Source organism: Microbacterium sp. 69-10, from assembly GCF_001897945.1.
In the GTDB taxonomy this organism is placed as follows: Bacteria; Actinomycetota; Actinomycetes; order Actinomycetales; family Microbacteriaceae; genus Microbacterium.
Genome location: NZ_MKRT01000008.1, coordinates 1 through 17,077, shown reverse-complemented (window position 1 = coordinate 17,077; position 17,077 = coordinate 1). Strand labels below are relative to the sequence as shown.

The 17,077-nt window shown below is 70.4% G+C and carries 15 protein-coding genes and 1 pseudogene; 2 read left to right on the top strand and 14 right to left on the bottom strand.

Translation table 11 applies throughout. The features are described from left to right. The 10 genes and pseudogenes from whiA to BGN97_RS03295 form a co-directional block, all read right to left on the bottom strand. Positions 1-839 (bottom strand): annotated as a pseudogene (gene whiA / locus BGN97_RS03340) (DNA-binding protein WhiA); the annotation flags it as partial. 86 nt (positions 840-925) lie between these two features. Then, entirely contained in the window at positions 926-1,798 is an 873-nt protein-coding gene (gene rapZ / locus BGN97_RS03335) for an RNase adapter RapZ (RefSeq protein WP_292698031.1), read from the bottom strand. A gap of 28 nt (positions 1,799-1,826) precedes the next feature. After that, on the bottom strand, positions 1,827-3,755 hold the full coding sequence (gene uvrC, locus BGN97_RS03330) for an excinuclease ABC subunit UvrC (protein WP_292698029.1): 1,929 nt from the start codon (positions 3,753-3,755) through the stop codon (positions 1,827-1,829). Beyond that, complete coding sequence (gene uvrA / locus BGN97_RS03325; RefSeq protein WP_292698027.1) at positions 3,755-6,643, bottom strand: excinuclease ABC subunit UvrA; 2,889 nt, start codon at positions 6,641-6,643, stop codon at positions 3,755-3,757. Before uvrA ends, uvrC begins: the two co-directional genes overlap by 1 nt. 128 nt (positions 6,644-6,771) lie before the next feature. Next, on the bottom strand, positions 6,772-7,302 hold the full coding sequence (locus tag BGN97_RS03320) for a hypothetical protein (protein WP_292698025.1): 531 nt from the start codon (positions 7,300-7,302) through the stop codon (positions 6,772-6,774). Further along, positions 7,299-8,588 carry a DUF58 domain-containing protein gene (locus BGN97_RS03315; protein WP_292698023.1) on the bottom strand — a complete coding sequence of 430 codons (1,290 nt, stop codon included), beginning with the start codon at positions 8,586-8,588 and terminating at the stop codon, positions 7,299-7,301. The genes BGN97_RS03320 and BGN97_RS03315 overlap by 4 nt, the downstream gene beginning before the upstream one ends. A 3-nt stretch (positions 8,589-8,591) precedes the next feature. Further along, positions 8,592-9,557, bottom strand: coding sequence for a MoxR family ATPase (locus tag BGN97_RS03310; RefSeq protein ID WP_292698021.1), 966 nt, complete (start codon positions 9,555-9,557; stop codon positions 8,592-8,594). Further along, positions 9,554-10,084, bottom strand: a complete 531-nt coding sequence (locus tag BGN97_RS03305) for a hypothetical protein (protein WP_292698019.1) — start codon at positions 10,082-10,084, stop codon at positions 9,554-9,556. The genes BGN97_RS03310 and BGN97_RS03305 overlap by 4 nt, the downstream gene beginning before the upstream one ends. Further along, on the bottom strand, positions 10,081-10,854 hold the full coding sequence (locus tag BGN97_RS03300) for a DUF4129 domain-containing protein (RefSeq protein ID WP_292698018.1): 774 nt from the start codon (positions 10,852-10,854) through the stop codon (positions 10,081-10,083). Before BGN97_RS03300 ends, BGN97_RS03305 begins: the two co-directional genes overlap by 4 nt. Positions 10,855-10,905: 51 nt before the next feature. Beyond that, the gene (locus BGN97_RS03295; RefSeq protein ID WP_292698017.1) at positions 10,906-11,343 is read right to left on the bottom strand and encodes a MarR family transcriptional regulator; all 438 of its coding nucleotides are present in this window, start codon (positions 11,341-11,343) and stop codon (positions 10,906-10,908) included. Positions 11,344-11,387: 44 nt separating this feature from the next. Between BGN97_RS03295 and BGN97_RS03290 the strand changes: the two genes are divergently transcribed. Continuing rightward, positions 11,388-11,630, top strand: a complete 243-nt coding sequence (locus BGN97_RS03290; RefSeq protein WP_285630185.1) for a hypothetical protein — start codon at positions 11,388-11,390, stop codon at positions 11,628-11,630. A 61-nt stretch (positions 11,631-11,691) separates the two neighbouring features. Here the strand turns inward: BGN97_RS03290 and uvrB are convergent, their stop codons facing one another. Continuing rightward, positions 11,692-13,761 carry an excinuclease ABC subunit UvrB gene (uvrB, locus tag BGN97_RS03285; RefSeq protein WP_292698014.1) on the bottom strand — a complete coding sequence of 690 codons (2,070 nt, stop codon included), beginning with the start codon at positions 13,759-13,761 and terminating at the stop codon, positions 11,692-11,694. A gap of 81 nt (positions 13,762-13,842) precedes the next feature. Between uvrB and BGN97_RS03280 the strand changes: the two genes are divergently transcribed. Beyond that, positions 13,843-14,442 carry a DUF4126 domain-containing protein gene (locus tag BGN97_RS03280; RefSeq protein WP_281860950.1) on the top strand — a complete coding sequence of 200 codons (600 nt, stop codon included), beginning with the start codon at positions 13,843-13,845 and terminating at the stop codon, positions 14,440-14,442. 6 nt (positions 14,443-14,448) lie between these two features. Here BGN97_RS03280 and BGN97_RS03275 read toward each other — a convergent pair whose 3' ends face one another. The 3 genes from BGN97_RS03275 to BGN97_RS03265 all read right to left on the bottom strand — a co-directional run. After that, positions 14,449-15,639, bottom strand: coding sequence for an MFS transporter (locus tag BGN97_RS03275; RefSeq protein ID WP_281860952.1), 1,191 nt, complete (start codon positions 15,637-15,639; stop codon positions 14,449-14,451). After that, entirely contained in the window at positions 15,636-16,235 is a 600-nt protein-coding gene (coaE, locus tag BGN97_RS03270; protein WP_281860954.1) for a dephospho-CoA kinase, read from the bottom strand. The genes BGN97_RS03275 and coaE overlap by 4 nt, the downstream gene beginning before the upstream one ends. Before the next feature lie 116 nt (positions 16,236-16,351). Then, on the bottom strand, positions 16,352-17,077 hold a 726-nt coding region (locus BGN97_RS03265; RefSeq protein WP_292698009.1), incomplete at its 5' end, for a S1 RNA-binding domain-containing protein.

The window sequence follows — 17,077 nt, the reverse complement described above, 5'->3', positions numbered from 1 at the left end:
TCGAGGCTGGCGTCGCGATGCGCGAGCCGCAGGTTGCCGGCGGTGCGCAGGTGGTCGGGGACGTCGTCGCCGAGGATCTCGAGCGCGCGCTCGACGCGCGCGCACGCCGCGACCGCCGCCTGCGCGGAACGGCGCAGGTTGGCGTCGTCGAAGTTCACGAGACGGTTCACGCCTGCGCGCACCTCACGGCGCTGACGCATCTCCTCCCAGGCCGCGGCGGTGCGACGTGCACCCATCGCGGTGAGGATCGCGCGGATGGCCTCGCCCTCGCGGACGACCACACGCGGCAGACCGCGCACCTCGCGCGCCTTCGCCGTGACGCCGAGACGGTGCGCGGCGCCGACCAGTGCCATCGCGGCCTCGCCGGTCGGGCAGGCGACCTCGAGCATCGCGGAGCGGCCCGGCTCGCTGAGGGATCCGGCCGCGAGGAAGGCGCCGCGCCAGATGCCGGCGAGCTCCTCAGGGGATCCGGTGGTCAGACGGTTCGGAAGACCGCGCACGGGGCGACGACGGGCATCCAGCAGACCGGTCTGACGGGCGAGGGTCTCCCCCGGGCCGATCACGCGCACGGCCCAGCGAGCGCCGTCGCCGCCGTTCTGCGCGGTGCTGGCCTTCACCTGGGCGATCTCTGGGCGGACACCGTAGATCTCGGCGAGGTCGCGGCTCACGCGGCGCGCCAGCAGCTCGGCGTCGACCTCGGCCTCGACGGCAACCCGGCCGGCGATCGAGTGCAGTCCACCGGCGAACCGAAGGATCGTCGTCACCTCTGCGACGCGCACCGTAGGGGGCGCATTGCGGATGCTGACGAGCTCGGCCTTGACGTCGGTGGTTAGTGCCACGGGACTCCTTCACGATCCTGGCGTCGGATCGCGACGCAAGGGACTAGCCTACAAGGCCGCAGGCGCCCCCACCGACTCGGAGCGCATCATTCGCGCCCGAGATCCCTGTGCCGCAGGTTGACGGCCACCCCGGGCGCATCCGCGATACGACGGGCCAGCTCCTCCGCCATGGCGACGGAGCGGTGCTTGCCGCCCGTGCATCCGATGGCCACAGTGGAGTGGCTCTTGTTCTCGCGCTGGTAGCCCTCCAGCACCGGGCGCAGCGCCTGCACGTAGGCGTCCAGGAACTCCTCGGCGCCGGGCCGGGACAGCACGTAGTCGCGCACCTCGGCGTCCTGACCGGTGTGGTCGCGCAGCTCCTCGTTCCAGAACGGGTTCGGCAGGAAGCGCATGTCCGCGACGAGGTCGACATCCGTCGGGACGCCGTACTTGAAGCCGAAGCTCAGGAAGGTCAGCCGGTGACGGGCGGCGCCCTCCTCGGAGAACATCTCGGAGACCTGCGTGGCCAGCTGGTGGATGTTCAGGCTCGACGTGTCGATGAGCACGTCGGCGGCCTCGCGGATCGGTGTCAGGCGGCTGCGCTCGGTGCGGATGCCGTCCAGCAGCGTCCCGTCGTCCTGCAGCGGATGCGGCCGCCGGACCGACTCGAACCGGCGCACCAGCACGTCGTCGGAGGCGTCCAGGAAGAGCACCTTGACACCGCCGCGATCGCGCAGCGCCCTGGCCACTCCGGGGAAGTCGTCGAACAGGTTGCGTCCGCGCACGTCCACCACCGCGGCGATCTTGGGCAGGTTGGCACCGCCCATGTCGGTGAGCTCCAGCAGCGGCCGGAGGATCTGCGGCGGCAGGTTGTCGACGACGTACCAGCCGAGGTCCTCGAGCGCGTTCGCGGCCGTCGAGCGCCCTGCGCCCGACATGCCCGTGACGATCAGGAACTCGCCCTCATCTGCGGCCGTCATCGTCGTCTCCCTTCCCCTGCGACCCAGCCTATCGACTCGGGGCGGCCGGACGACCGGAGAGATGCTCGTGGATGCCGTCGGCGAGGGCGGGGCCGATGCCGTTCACCTCGCGGATCTGCTCCGGCGTCGCCGCGCGCAGGGCCGTGACCGAACCGAAGTGCTTGAGCAGCGCCTTGATGCGCGACTCGCCGAGTCCGGGGATCTCACTGAGGATCGTGGTGATGTCGCGCCGCCGCCGGCGCCGCTGATGCGTGATCGCGAAGCGGTGGGCCTCGTCGCGCAGGCGCTGCACGAGGTAGAGGGCCTCACTGGTGCGGGGCAGGATCACCGGGAAGTCGTCGTCCGGGAGCCACAGCTCCTCGAGGCGCTTCGCGATGCCGGCCAGCGCGATGTCGGTTCTTCCGCTGTCGCGCAGCGCGCGTGCGGCGGCGTTCACCTGCGGCTGCCCGCCGTCGACCAGGAGCAGCTGCGGCTTGTAGGCGAAGCGCCGGCGCTTGGGCGCCTCCACCACCTCGGCGTCCGGGTCGCCGGCGTCCGAGCCGTCGGTCAGCGCCTCCGCGGCATCCGTCGGCACCGGCTCGTCGACCCGCGCGAGTCTCCTCATCAGCACCTGGTACATCGAGTCGGTGTCGTCCGTGGTCTCGGCGATGTTGAACGAGCGGTACTGGTCCTTGCGGGGCAGCCCGTCCTCGAACACGACCATCGAGGCGACGACGTTCGTGCCGCTCAGGTGCGAGATGTCGTAGCACTCGATCCGCAGCGGTGCCTCGCTCATGCCGAGCGCCTCCTGCAGATCGGTGAGGGCCTGCGTGCGCGCGACGTAGTCGCTGGTGCGCCGGGTCTTGTGGCGCAGCAGCGCCTGCTGCGCGTTCAGCGTGGCGGTGCGCATGAGCTCGGCGCGCTGGCCTCTGTGCGCGACCGCGATCTCCACGCGCTTGCCGCGGCGCTCGCGCAGCCACTGCTCGAGATCGGCCGCGTCGTCCGGGAGTGCGGGGACCAGCACGCGGCGCGGGATGTCGACGGCATCGCCGTACACGCGCTGCAGCACCTGGTCGACGAGTTCGGCGCCGGATATGTCGATCTCCTTATCGATGGCGAGCGAGCGCACACCGCGCACACGACCCCCGCGGATCACGAAGTGGTGCACGGCCGCCGACAGCTCGTCCTCCGCCAGCCCGAACAGATCGGCGTCCTCGTCGGCGGGGAGCACGAGCGCGCTCTTGCCGAGCACGGCCTCGATCGACGCGAGCTTGTCGCGGTACTTCGCGGCTGCCTCGTAGTCCATCGCGGCCGACGCGGCGAGCATCCGCCTCGTGAGGTCCTTCGTGAACCGCTCGTCGCCGCCGGCCATGAAGGCGACGAAGTCGTCGACCATCGCCCGGTGCTCCTCGATCGTGCAGGTCATCGAGCAGGGCCCGCCGCACTTGCCGATCTGGCCGGGGAAGCACGGACGCCCCGTCTGCATCGCACGCTTGTAGCTGGCGTCGCTGCAGGTGCGGATCGGGAAGGCCTTGATCATCAGGTCGATCGTGTCGTGCACGGCCCACACCTTCGGGTAGGGCCCGAAGTAGCGCGCGCCGGGGATCTTCCGATTCCTCGTGACGATCACCCGCGGCGCCTCGTCCGCGAGCGTGATCGCCATGAACGGGTACGACTTGTCGTCCTTGTAGCGCACGTTGAACGGCGGATCGAACTCCTTGATCCACATGTACTCCAGCTGCAGGGAATCCACGTCGGTGGCGACGACGGTCCACTCCACGGAAGCCGCGGTCGTGACCATCCGCCGGGTGCGCTCGTGCAGGGTGCGCAGCGGGGCGAAGTAGTTCGACAGCCGCTGCCGAAGGTTCTTCGCCTTGCCGACGTACAGCACCCGCCCGTCGGCATCCCGGAAGCGGTACACGCCGGGATCCGTGGGGATCTCCCCCGTCCGCGGCTTGTACGGCAGGACGTCGGCCATCAGCCCGCCTTGCGCGCGGCCCGGCCCTCGCCCAGGATCTCGGCGAGGAAGCGCCCGGTGTGGCTCTCCTCCACGTCCGCGATCTGCTCGGGCGTGCCGGTGGCGAGGATCTCGCCGCCGCCGGAGCCGCCCTCGGGGCCGAGGTCGATCACCCAGTCGGACGACTTGATCACATCGAGGTTGTGCTCGATCACGATCACCGTGTTGCCCTTGTCGACGAGGCCGTTCAGCACCTCGAGGAGCTTGCGGACGTCTTCGAAGTGCAGACCGGTGGTCGGCTCGTCGAGCACGTAGATGCTCCGGCCGTTGCTGCGCCGCTGCAGTTCCGTGGCGAGCTTGACGCGCTGCGCCTCGCCACCGGACAGCGTCGTGGCCGCCTGACCGAGCCGCACGTATCCCAGGCCGACGTCGACCAGAGTCTTCATGTAGCGGTGGATCGCCTGGATCGGCTCGAAGAACTCCGCGGCCTCGGCGATGGGCATCTCGAGCACCTCGGCGATGTTCTTGCCCTTGTAGTGCACGGCCAGGGTGTCGCGGTTGTACCGCTTGCCGTGGCAGACCTCGCAGTCCACGTACACGTCGGGGAGGAAGTTCATCTCGATCTTGATCGTGCCGTCGCCCGAGCAGGCGTCGCAGCGCCCGCCCTTGACGTTGAAGCTGAACCGGCCCGGCTGGTAGCCGCGCACCTTCGCCTCCGGAGTCTCGCTGAACAGCGTGCGGATGCGGTCGAAGACGCCCGTGTACGTGGCCGGGTTCGACCGCGGCGTGCGGCCGATCGGCGCCTGGTCGACGTGCACGACCTTGTCGAGGTTGTCGAGTCCGGTGACGCGGGTGTGCTTGCCTGGCACGGTGCGGGCGCCGTTGAGACGCCCGGCGAGCACCTGGTACAGGATGTCGTTGACCAGGGACGACTTGCCCGAGCCGCTGACCCCCGTGACGGCGGTGAGCACACCGAGCGGGAACTCGGCGGTCACGTTCTTCAGGTTGTTGGCGCGCGCGCCCACGACGGACAGCATCCGCTTGCGGTCGATCTTGCGGCGCTTCTTCGGCGTGGCGATCTCGCGGCGGCCGGCGAGGTAGTCGCCGGTCATCGACTCGGTCTCGGCGAGCAGCGCCGAGTAGGGGCCGGAGTGCACGACCGCTCCCCCGTTGACGCCGGCGCCCGGTCCGATGTCGACCACCCAGTCGGCGGCCTCGATCGTCTCCTCGTCGTGCTCGACGACGATCAGCGTGTTGCCGAGGTCGCGGAGGCGGACGAGGGTCTCGATCAGCCGGCGGTTATCGCGCTGATGCAGGCCGATCGACGGCTCGTCGAGCACGTAGAGCACGCCGGTCAGGCCGGAGCCGATCTGCGTCGCGAGGCGGATGCGCTGCGCCTCACCGCCCGAGAGCGACCCGGCGGAGCGCCCGAGGTTCAGGTACGACAGGCCCACCTGCAGCAGGAACTCCAGCCGCAGCCGGATCTCGCGCAGCACCTGGGCTGCGATCTTGGCCTCGCGCTCGGTGAGCTCGAGGGTGTGCATGAAGCGGCTGGCGTCGGCCAGGCTCAGGCTCGAGACCTCGGCGATCGAGTGGCCGTGCACCTTGACCGCGAGCACCTCGGGCTTGAGACGTGCCCCGTCGCAGACCGGGCACGGCACCTCGCGCAGGTACTCGCCCCAGCGTCCGCGCTGCGTGTCGGACTCCGCCTGCATGTACTGGCGCTCGATGTAGGGGACGACGCCCTCGAAGCCGGAGGTGTACCGCATCTCGCGTCCGTAGCGGTTCTTCCACTTGACGCTGACCTTGTAGTTGTCCCCGCGCAGCACCGCCTCGCGCACGTCGGAGTGCAGCTGGTTCCAGGGGGTGTCCAGCGAGAAGTCCAGGTCGCGCGCGAGACCTTCGAGCAGGCGCTCGTAGTACTGGAACAGCCCCTTGCCCTGCGTGGTCCAGGGCAGGATGACGCCCTCGCGGATCGACAGCTCCTCGTCGCCGAGCATGAGGTCGACGTCGACGGACATCCGGGTTCCGAGGCCGGAGCACGCCGGGCAGGCGCCGAACGGCGCGTTGAACGAGAACGTGCGCGGCTCGATCTCGGTGAGGGTGATCGGATGCCCGTTCGGGCAGGCGAGCTTCTCGGAGAACGACTGCCAGGCGTCGTCGCCCTCCTCGTCGACGAAGTTGACCTGCATGATCCCGCCGGCCAGTCCCAGCGCGGTCTCGACGGAGTCGGTGACGCGTCCGAGGATGTCGGCGGATGCGACCAGGCGGTCGACGACGACGGCGATGTCGTGCTTGTAGCTCTTCTTCAGCGCGGGCGGCTCGGCGAGCTGGATCAGGTCGCCGTCGACGATCGCGCGGGAGTAGCCCTTGGCACCGAGCTCCTTGAAGAGGTCGACGAACTCGCCCTTCTTCTGCGTGACGACCGGCGCGACGATCTGGTACCGGGTGCGCTCGGGGAGCTCCATGAGCTGATCGGCGATCTGCTGCACGGTCTGCCGCTGGATGCGCTCACCGCACTCGGGGCAGTGCGGGATGCCGATGCGGGCCCACAGCAGTCGCATGTAGTCGTGGATCTCGGTGATCGTGCCGACCGTGGAGCGCGGGTTGCGGTTGGTCGACTTCTGGTCGATCGAGACCGCGGGGCTGAGGCCCTCGATGAAGTCGACGTCGGGCCTGTCCACCTGGCCCAGGAACTGGCGCGCGTACGCGCTCAGCGATTCGACGTAGCGGCGCTGCCCCTCGGCGAAGATCGTGTCGAAGGCCAGGCTCGACTTGCCGGACCCCGACAGCCCCGTGAACACGACGAGCGAGTCGCGCGGGATGTCGATGTCGACGTTCTTGAGATTGTGCACGCGGGCACCGCGAACACTGAGTTTTCCGGAGGAGGCGACGGGAACAATGGGCACCCGTCAAGTCTAGGAGAGGCCACCGACACTGGGCTCGCGCAGCGGTTCCTGAGCGAGGAGCGAAGCGACGAGACGAAGGGCGCTCAGCGCATCGCACTGGGCTCCGCGCTTCGTCTCTCTGCGCTCGCTCAGGAACCGGACGCCGCATAGCCGTGCGCGCGCTGTGCGCGCAGCATCCGCAGCGCCCCGAGCACGAACCCCAGCACGGCCAGCGCCCCGAGCACGACGGCGGCCGGCAGCACGCGACCTTCCGGGAGCAGGTACGCCAGGAACCCGGCCGCCTGTCCGGCCGCCTGCATGATCGCGAAGCGGACCGCCGTGGGCCGCAGGGCGGACACCGCCACACGCGCGCCCAGCGGTACGGCCATCGCCAGTGACCCCAGCACGTGCAGCAGGTGCACGGCCGCGATCACGACCGCCGTGCGCCCTGGCGCGGCATCCGACGCGACCAGCACGATCACCAGGATCACCGCGGAGACCCAGGGCCCGCCGAGCACGCGCGCCACCCCGCTGAGCAGGCAGAGCACGCCCATCACGATGATCCAGCCCACCGCGGCGTGGATCATCGACCCCGCGGTGACCGCCACCGCGGTGGACAGGATCGGTAAGGACCACCCGGGCACGGAGACTCCGATGGCGAGTTCGTCGTCGCGTCTCATCGGGGCCTCCCAGCCGCGAGGAAGCGACCGCTCCTCGTCAGAGCGGTCAGCTGCGGTCCGGGATCATCGGCCCACCGCATGGTCTCGACTCCCGCCTCCCGCAGCTGGTGCATCATGTCCTCGCGCTCGGCGAGCAGCACGCGCAGCGCGAGCGACCGCTCGGTGCTGAGGCGGTGCTCGTCCAGCTCGGGCAGGATGTCGACGGCCACGACCCGGTGCCCCGCCGCGCGCCAGCGCGTGGCGATCTCGGCGGCGGCGCCGTCGAAGAAGGTGGAGAGTACGTAGATGATCGATCCGTGCGGCACCGGGGGCATCCTGCGGAACCTCGCGTCGTCACCACCGCGGCCGGTCGAGGAGATCTCCGCGACGATGCGCGCGAGGTGCCGGCGCCCGCCACCGGACCGGACGGAGCGTCCGCCGTGAGCGAGCGTGTGGAACGCGACCCGATCGCCCTGTTCGACGGTCGCCGCGGCGATCGAGCGCGCCGCGCTCCGCGCATGATCGAGTGACGTGACTCCACTGCGCGCGAGGTCGAGGGTCCCCCACGTCGCCACCACCTCGCCGAGGTCGTCGGCGGTGTCCATGACGATCACGGCGGATGCATCGCTGAGCGTGTTCGTGCGCCGGATCAGCAGTTCGCCCGGCCGGCGCGCCGCGCGGGCCGTCGCCTTCCAGTCCACGCGCCGCAGCTCGTCGCCGGGGGCGAACGGATGGATGTCGCGGAAGTCTCCGCCCTGACCGGGACGCACTCCCTCATGCGACCCGTGCAGGCCGGTCAGTCGCGGCGCCAGCGGCAGCAGCGGCAGTCGTCGCAGCACCGGCTGAACGGTCCGCACCAGCGAGATCGGCGTGCACGGAACCCCCAGCAGAGCGGTGTCCGCGTCGAGAGCGCGCGCGGCTACCTGAACCGTCGTCAGCGGGCCCGAGTGCCTCGGCCGGCTGGTGGCCCGCACCCGGGTGCGGCCGGGGACGAACAGCCTTCGGCGGGTGCGGCCGGCCTGCGCCACCGCCAGCTCCACCATCTCGGCATCCGACTCCACCACGATGTCGTCGGCGAACACTCCCTCCTCCGCACCCGGCGCGCGCTCGATCCGGAGATCGACGCCACCGCGACCGGTCACCGTGAGCGCGATGGCCGCCCAGAGGGCGAGCGGGATGCCGATCGCGATCACGTCGGGCCGGGAGAACACGACGCCCGCGATCAGCGCACCGGCCGCGGCGAAGACGGCGAGGAAGAGCGGCGGGCCGGCGCGCCGCGCTCCCCCGGATGCTGGTGCGTCGCCCATGACTCAGCCGCGGACGGCGGCGATGCTCGGCGGGACGGCGACGGACGAGACCAGTCCGCGGACGATCTCTGCCGGGTCGACGCCCTGCGCCCACGCCTGCGGAGTGAGGGTGAGACGGTGCGCGAGCACCGGCACCGCGATGCGCTTGATGTCGTCGGGGCGCACGTAGTCGCGTCCGTCCAGCGCCGCCAGCGCACGCCCGAGCAGGACGAGCGACTGCGATCCGCGCGGGGATGCGCCGACCGCGACGTGCTGTGCCTGCCGTGTCGCTGCCGCCAGCGCGACGCAGTACGCCACGACGTCGGGGTCCACATGGATCCGCTCGACGGCCTGCTGCAGCTGCGACAGTTGACCGGGGCCCAGGACCGGCTCCACGTGCGTCGCCTCCTGCTGCCGCCGCAGCCGTCCGAGCAGGATCTCGGTCTCGCCCTGCTGGTCGAGGTATCCCACGGAGAGACGCACCATGAAGCGGTCCAGCTGCGCCTCGGGCAGGGAGTACGTGCCCTCGTACTCGATCGGGTTGGCCGTGGCGATGACGTGGAAGGGCGGCTCAAGAGGGAAGCTGTTGCCCTCGACGGTCACCTGCCTCTCGGCCATCGCCTCGAGCATGGCGGACTGCGTCTTCGGGGTGGTGCGGTTGATCTCGTCCGCCAGCAGCAGCCCGGTGAAGATGGGCCCCGGCCGGAAGACGAACTCGCCGCTGTCGGGGGCGTACACGTACGATCCCGTCACATCGCCGGGGAGCATGTCCGGCGTGCACTGCAGACGCCGGAACGACAGGCCGAGCGCGGATGCCAGGCTGCGCGCCGCCAGGGTCTTGCCGAGGCCGGGCACATCCTCGAACAGCACGTGGCCTCCGGCGAGGAACGTGGCCAGAGCGACCTCAAGCGGGTCGTCCATGCCGACGACCGCGGTGGCCACGGCCGCGCGGATGCGCTGGCCGAGTTCGGCGATGTCCGCGAAGTTCATGATGTGCTCTCCCTCTGCGATGGTCTTTCCGGGTCCTGCGCTGCGTCCCGCCGGGCCGCTTCGTCACGGCGATCGGTGCCCAGCCGCTCCGCGGCTGCGAGCGCGGCGTGGACATCGACGACCCTGGTGCGACGTCCGTTCAGCCGCGCCCACAGCCCGTCGCCCAGCATCCGGTCGACGGCGGATGCCTGTCGCGGGTCGTCCACGTCCACACCGTGCTGCTGCAGCCGGCGGCGCAGCGTGGCGCGGAGCCGGCGGGTGACGGCCTCGTTGGCCGTGTCGGTGTGCATGTTGATGGCCCAGGCGAGACGCGAGACGTCGGAACCGATGTAGTCGGGCGGATCGGGAAGGCGTGGTGCGTCCACGCGCGGATCGTCGGGCAGCCGCAGCCCGATCAGCAGCACGACCGCTGCGACGAGAACCGACCAGCCCCAGACGAACTCGACCTGCACGCGCAGCACGGCGAGCCCGATGCCGGCGAGGAAACCGACGCCGGCCGCCATCAACAGCGCATGCAGCCACCTCATCGCCAGCCCTCCTCGATGAGCGCCAGCGCACGGGAGGCGAGGGCACGATCCTGCTCGCTCCCCCGGCGCCCGCCGAACCGCACGCCCTCGTAGACGACGAGGAGCTGCTGCGCCGGATGCTCGATGCCCGGCCCGCGCAGCAGGATCCGCAAGGTGAACTCCGCGGGCGTCTCACTGACGCCGCGACCGGCCCCGGAGTCCGCTGCCGTCTCCTCCAGCCCCACCCAGGCGGCGATGATGGCGTCGCTCGGTGCAGGGTGCGCCTCGATCGCTTCCCGCGCTGCGGCGATGCCGCGGCGGACGGTGGGTGCGTCAGGCTCGGCCTCCGCCGGCGCGTCGGCCACCTCGACCTCGACGTCCTTGGCCGCACCCGGCTGCCTGCGCAACCGGCGACTGCGCCAGAGGTCGATGATGCGGCGGACGATCCAGAGCAGCAGGAGAACGGCCAGCGCCGAGACGATCAGCGCGAGGACGATGCCGATGCCGACCAGGGCGGCATCCGATCCGCCGTCCTCCTGGCCGGGCGCCGCGCCCGGCGTGATCGTGGGCGTCGGCCTCTCGTCCGGAAGGGGCGATGCGGGGGCCCCTTCCGGTGCGAGGTCGATCGTGGGATGCCCGGCGATGGACGAGGCGAGCATGGCGACGGCGAAGAGCGCGAGCATGGCGAGGATCAGCAGCATCCGCCACCAGGACTGGACCCGCCTCGCAGCGGGCGCGCGCTCGACGGTCTCCGTCTGCTCCCGCGCGTCGTGCTGCACCGTCCCCGTCACACCTTCACCCTATGCGAGTCGACGGGCGCGGCCGCCGGCGGCGCGACGAGCTCAGCCGCGCAACGAGCTGTTGAACGGGCCGAGAGCCTCGCGGAGGGCGGTCACGGTCTCCAGGTCGAGTCCGACGCGCTGCATCACCTGCCGCGGCACGTCGAGCGCCTGCGCGCGCAGTGCGCGGCCGGCATCGGTCAGGCTGATGTCGAGGCGCCGCTCGTCCTGATCGCTGCGCACCCGTTCGATCAGCCCTTCCTTCTCGAGTCGCTTCACGAGCGGGGACGCGCTGGCCGGCTCGAGCGCGAGCGCGTCTGCGATGTCGCCGAGGGAGCGCGGAGACTGATCCCAGAGCGCGAGCATCACGAGGTATTGCGGATGCGTGAGGCCGAGTGGCTCGAGAATCGGCCGGTACACGGCCAGGACGTTCCGGGCAGCCGTGACCATCGCGAAGCACAGCTGGTTCTCGAGGCGGAGGAGGTCGTCGTCATCGGTCACATCTCGATGTTACTCGTGCACGAATAGTTAGTACACTAATCATCATGACCGAGGAACGAGACCGCCCTCCGCTTCGCACCCGCATCCGCGAAGCCGGCGGCTTCTACGCGTGGTTCAACTCCCGGCTGATCCGTCTGGCGGGTCCGGCGGCCGTCGGCCCCTATGAGAGCACGCCGCCGCCGAGCGCCGCACAGCGCGCGGAACGCGCCTGCCCGCTGTGCGGGAAGCCGATGAACCTGCACGAGATCGACCGCTCGGGACCCAAGCCGCTCATGCACTGCCCCTGAAGCGCGCGCACTGCCCCTGAAGCGCGCGCAGCGCCATGAGTTCAGAGCGGCGCCATCGAGGTCAGGCGTGTCCGGCCTTCTCCATGGCCCGCAGCTCCTTCTTCAGGTCCTGCACCTCGTCGCGCAGGCGCGCGGCGAGCTCGAACTTCAGCTCGGCGGCCGCGGCGAGCATCTGCTCCGACAGGTCGGTGATCGTGTCCTCGAGCTGCGTCGCTCCCTCGGCGGCGATCCCCGTGCGGCGCAGGTTCGGTGTGGGCGACTTGCCCTTGCCGGATTTGTTCCGCCCCGCACGCATGTCGGCTGTGTCGGCGACCTCGCGCGCCAGCACCTCCGTGATGTCGGCGATGCGCTTGCGCAGGGGCTGCGGGTCGATGCCGTTGGCCTGGTTGTAGGCGATCTGCTTCTCGCGCCGCCGCTCGGTCTCCTCGATCGCCTTCGCCATCGAGTCGGTCATGTTGTCGGCGTACATGTGCACCTGGCCCGACACGTTTCGCGCCGCGCGGCCGATGGTCTGGATCAGCGAGGTGCCCGAGCGCAGGAAGCCCTCCTTGTCGGCATCCAGGATCGCGACCAGCGACACCTCGGGAAGGTCGAGACCCTCACGGAGCAGATTGATGCCGACGAGCACGTCGTACACGCCGGCGCGCAGCTCGGTGAGCAGCTCGACGCGACGCAGCGTGTCCACGTCGGAGTGCAGGTATCGGACGCGCACGCCGTGCTCGCCGAGGAAGTCCGTCAGCTCCTCGGCCATCTTCTTGGTGAGCGTGGTCACCAAGACGCGCTCATCCCGCTCGACCCGGACGCGGATCTCCTCGAGCAGGTCGTCGATCTGCCCCTTCGAGGGCTTGACGATGATCTCCGGGTCGATCAGACCGGTCGGGCGGATGATCTGCTCCACGACGCCGTCGGCGATACCCATCTCGTACTTGCCCGGCGTCGCGGAGAGGTACACGGTCTGGCCGATGCGGTTCTTGAACTCGTCCCAGCGCAACGGCCGGTTGTCCATCGCGCTGGGCAGCCGGAACCCGTGCTCGACCAGCGTGCGCTTCCGGGACGCGTCGCCCTCGTACATCGCGCCGATCTGCGGCACCGTCACGTGCGACTCGTCGATCACCAGCAGGAAGTCGTCGGGGAAGAAGTCGAGCAGCGTGTGCGGCGGCTCGCCCGCCTCACGCCCATCGAGATGACGGGAGTAGTTCTCGATGCCGGAGCAGAAGCCCAGCTGCTGCAGCATCTCGAGGTCGAACGTCGTGCGCATGCGCAGCCGCTGCGCCTCGAGCAGCTTGCCCTGCCGCTCCAGTTCCGCCAGCCGATCGGCGAGCTCGGCTTCGATCGTGCCGATCGCGCGCTGCACGACGTCGGTGCCGGCCACGTAGTGCGATGCCGGGAAGATCGGCACCGCATCGAGCTTCTCGATCACCTCGCCGGTGAGCGGATGCAGTGAGTACAGCGCCTCGATCTCGTCGCCGAAGAGCTCGATCCGGATCGCGCTCTCCTCGTACACCGGGATGATCTCGATCGTGTCGCCGCGCACGCGGAAGTTGCCGCGCGAGAAGTCCACGTCGTTGCGGTTGTACTGCATGGCGATGAACTGGCGGATGAGGGCGTCGCGATCGTAGCGCTCCCCCACCTGCAGTGCCACCATGGCGCGGAGGTACTCCTCCGGCGCGCCGAGGCCGTAGATGCAGGAGACGGTGCTGACGACCACGACGTCGCGCCGGCTGAGCAGTGAGTTGGTGGTGGAGTGCCGGAGACGCTCCACCTCGGCGTTCACGGAGGAGTCCTTCTCGATGAAGGTGTCCGTCTGCGGGACGTACGCCTCGGGCTGGTAGTAGTCGTAGTAGCTGACGAAGTACTCGACCGCGTTGTTCGGCATGAGCTCGCGGAACTCGTTGGCCAGCTGCGCGGCCAGCGTCTTGTTGTGCGCCATCACCAGGGTGGGCCGCTGCACCTGCTCGATGAGCCACGCCGTGGTCGCGGACTTGCCGGTGCCCGTGGCGCCGAGCAGCACGATGTCGGTCTCGCCCGCATTGATGCGCGCCGCGAGCTCGGCGATGGCCTGCGGCTGGTCGCCTGCGGGCATGTACTCGCTGACGACCTCGAAGGGACGGACGCTGCGCGTGGGTTGCATGTTCTCCAGCCTACGAGGGGCCACCGACACTCGGGCCGGTCGCGCTCCTCCCCCACGCCGGCCGCCACCTAGAGTGGAGCCGTGATCGAGTTTCTGATCGGATCCAGCCTGGCGGCGTCCGCCGGCCTCAACGCCTGGATGCCGCTGTTCCTGCTCGGTCTCGCGGACCGCCTGATCCCCGCCGTGCAGCTCCCCGCTGGCTGGTCGTGGCTCAGCGGCGACATCGCGCTGTGGGTGATCGGCGCCCTGCTCGTGCTGGAGATCGTCGCCGACAAGATCCCCGCGCTGGACTCGCTCAATGACATCGTGCAGAGCGTGCTGCGACCGGCATCCGGCGGCATCGCCTTCGGAGCGGGGGCCGGTGCTCAGACGGTCGCGGTCGAGGACCCCTCCGCGTTCTTCACGGACAACGCCTGGGTGCCGATCGTGGTCGGAGTCGGCATCGCCCTGGCCGTGCATGTCGTCAAGGCGGTCGGACGCGTCGCCGCGAACTCGGTGACCGGTGGCCTCGCCGCGCCCGCCCTCAGCACCGCGGAGGACGGGGCGTCGTTCCTGCTGGCGCTGGCCGCGATCGTGGTGCCCGTCCTCGCGCTCGTACTGCTGATCGGCCTGATCATCACGGCCGTGGTGATGACGAAGCGGCGACGCGCCCGCAAGCGCGCCGCCGCCGTCGTCGGCTGAGCCGCGTCAACGTCGCAGGACGAGCGCCGCTGCCACGCCTGCCAGAGCGCACATCGTCAGCACCGCGATGATCAGCGCCTCCCAGCCCGCACCGCCGAAGAGCAGGCCCAGCCCCCAGCCGAACAGGCTCGAGCCGGCGTAGTACGCGAAGTAGTAGAGCGAGGAGGCCTGCGCCCTGGCATCCGGTCCGGCCGCGACCGGGGTCCAGCCCGATGCGACGGTGTGCGCGCCGAAGAAGCCCGCCGTGAACAGGAGCAGCCCGGCGAGCACCGCCACCGTCGACGGCAGCGCCATGAGCGCCGCGCCGATCGCCATCACCCCGATGGAGCAGAGCAGCACCGGGAGCCTGCCGCTGCGGGATGCCAGCAGCCCGGCCCAGGGCGAGGAGGCCGTGCCCGCCAGGTACGCGAGGAACAGCAGCGTCACCAGCCACGCCGGCAGGGCGAACGGCGGGGCGGACAGGTGGAAGCCGAGGGAGTTGTACACCGCGACGAACGCGCCCATCAGCAGGAACCCCTGGGCGTACAGCGCCCACAGCCTCGGCGAGGTCAGCGCCGTCCGCAGCCGCTCCCCTGCCGGTCCGCGGCCGCCATGACCGCGTCCTGGGGTGAAGCCCCGGGCGCGCGGCGTCAGCCATACGAACAGGACGGCGGATGCCGCGCACATCCCCACCGCGGCCCACACACCTCCCCGCCAGTCGAGCGACTCCCCGACCAGCCCGGAGACGATGCGCCCGGCGAGCCCGCCGACGGTCGTGCCCGCGATGTAGCTGCCGGCCGCGGTCGCGACGTGTCGTGCGTCGACCTCCTCGCTGAGGTACGCCAGCGCCACCGCCGGCACGGCGCCGAGTGCGATCCCCTCGAGCAGGCGCAGCCCGAGCAGCACCGCGACATCACCGCTGAGAGGTGCGATCAGGCCCACCGCCGTGGCGATGACGACACCGACGGTCATCGCCGGAACCCTCCCCATGCGATCTGCGACGAGCGACCACGGGATCACCGCGACGGCGATGCCCAGTGTGCCGGCCGACACCGTCACCGCAGCGGTCGCCGGCGTGATGCCGAGGGCGCTCGAGAGCTGCGGGAGCACGGCCTGCGGCGCGTACAGCTGCGCGAACGTCGCGACGCCGGCGAAGAACAGGCCGGCGATCAGCCGCCGGTACTCGCGCGTCCCCGGGGCGTGGCCCGTGAACGTCACCGTGGCCGGACCCGCTCCCACAGCGCGTCGGTCTGCGTGCGGGTGCGCTCGAGCGAGACCGAGGTGTCGATCACGACGTCGGCGAGGGCTCGTCTGTCGGCATCCGAGACCTGGGATGCCAGACGCGCCCGCGCCTCGTCCTCGGTCAGGCCCCGCAGCTCGACCAGCCTGCGTGCGCGCAGGTCCGCCGGAGCGTCCGCCACCACGATCAGGTCCCAGGGGTCATCCGCACGGGCCTCGATCAGGAGCGGCACGTCGTAGACGACCACCGCGTCGGGATCCGCCGCGAAGGCGGCTGCGAACCGTCGCGCCGACTCGTCTCGCACGGCGGGATGCACGATGGCGTTCAGCCGGTCGAGCTGCCCCCGGTCGCCGAAGACCTTCGCGCCCAGCGCGGCACGATCCAGAGAACCGTCCTCGGCGAACACATCATCGCCGAATGCCGCCGCCAGCTCGTCCAGCACAGGCGATCCCGGCGCCTGCACATCGCGGACGATCCGATCGGCATCCACGATCACAGCGCCGTGCTCGGCGAGCCGGGCGGCGATGGTCGACTTCCCCGATGCGATGCCGCCGGTGAGCGCGATGAGAGGCATCCTCTTATCCTGTCATGCCCTCGAACGCGCGCCGCGGACGCGGAACGGGCCGCCACCCGCCCGAAGGCGAGGTGACGGCCCGTTGCCGTTGGCCGAGATGGCCGTTGGAGCGATGCTTACGCGTTGCCACCCGAGAGCTTCTCGCGCAGAGCCGCGAGAGCCTCGTCGTCGGCGAGGGTGCCGGCACCGGCGGAGTCGCTCGAGAACGACTGAGCCGCACCGAAGTCGTCGCCTGCGGCGGCCTCGGCCTCGGCGGCCTTGAGGACCTGAGCCTTGTGCGCCTCCCAGCGAGCCTGGGCAGCCGCGTACTCCTGCTCCCAGGCCTCGCGCTGAGCGTCGAAGCCGTCCTTCCAGGCACCGGTCTCGGCGTCGAAGCCCTCCGGGTACTTGTACTCGCCGTTCTCGTCGTACTCGGCGAGCATGCCGTACAGCGCCGGGTCGAACTCGGTGCCGTGCGGGTCGACGGACTCGTTGGCCTGCTTCAGCGACAGCGAGATGCGGCGACGCTCGAGGTCGATGTCGATGACCTTGACGAAGACCTCTTCGCCCACCGACACGACCTGCTCGGCCAGCTCGACGTGCTTGCTGGAGAGCTCGGAGATGTGCACGAGGCCCTCGATGCCGTCCGCGACGCGCACGAAGGCGCCGAACGGGACGAGCTTGGTGACCTTGCCCGGTGCGATCTGGCCGATCGCGTGGGTGCGGGCGAAGACCTGCCACGGGTCCTCCTGGGTCGCCTTCAGCGACAGGGAGACGCGCTCGCGGTCCAGGTCCACCTCGAGGATCTCGACGGTGACCTCCTGGCCCACCTCGACGACCTCGGAGGCGTGCTCGATGTGCTT

What these genes read in the sequence shown, in the direction of transcription:
- BGN97_RS03320 (WP_292698025.1), bottom strand. Translation starts at nt 7,302, where the DNA reads ATGAGACGCGACGACGAACTCGCCATCGGAGTCTCCGTGCCCGGGTGG.
- BGN97_RS03315 (WP_292698023.1), bottom strand. Translation starts at nt 8,588, where the DNA reads ATGGGCGACGCACCAGCATCCGGGGGAGCGCGGCGCGCCGGCCCGCCG.
- BGN97_RS03310 (WP_292698021.1), bottom strand. Translation starts at nt 9,557, where the DNA reads ATGAACTTCGCGGACATCGCCGAACTCGGCCAGCGCATCCGCGCGGCC.
- coaE (WP_281860954.1), bottom strand. Translation starts at nt 16,235, where the DNA reads ATGCCTCTCATCGCGCTCACCGGCGGCATCGCATCGGGGAAGTCGACC.
- BGN97_RS03290 (WP_285630185.1), top strand. Translation starts at nt 11,388, where the DNA reads ATGACCGAGGAACGAGACCGCCCTCCGCTTCGCACCCGCATCCGCGAA.
- rapZ (WP_292698031.1), bottom strand. Translation starts at nt 1,798, where the DNA reads ATGACGGCCGCAGATGAGGGCGAGTTCCTGATCGTCACGGGCATGTCG.
- uvrC (WP_292698029.1), bottom strand. Translation starts at nt 3,755, where the DNA reads ATGGCCGACGTCCTGCCGTACAAGCCGCGGACGGGGGAGATCCCCACG.
- BGN97_RS03305 (WP_292698019.1), bottom strand. Translation starts at nt 10,084, where the DNA reads ATGAGGTGGCTGCATGCGCTGTTGATGGCGGCCGGCGTCGGTTTCCTC.
- uvrB (WP_292698014.1), bottom strand. Translation starts at nt 13,761, where the DNA reads ATGCAACCCACGCGCAGCGTCCGTCCCTTCGAGGTCGTCAGCGAGTAC.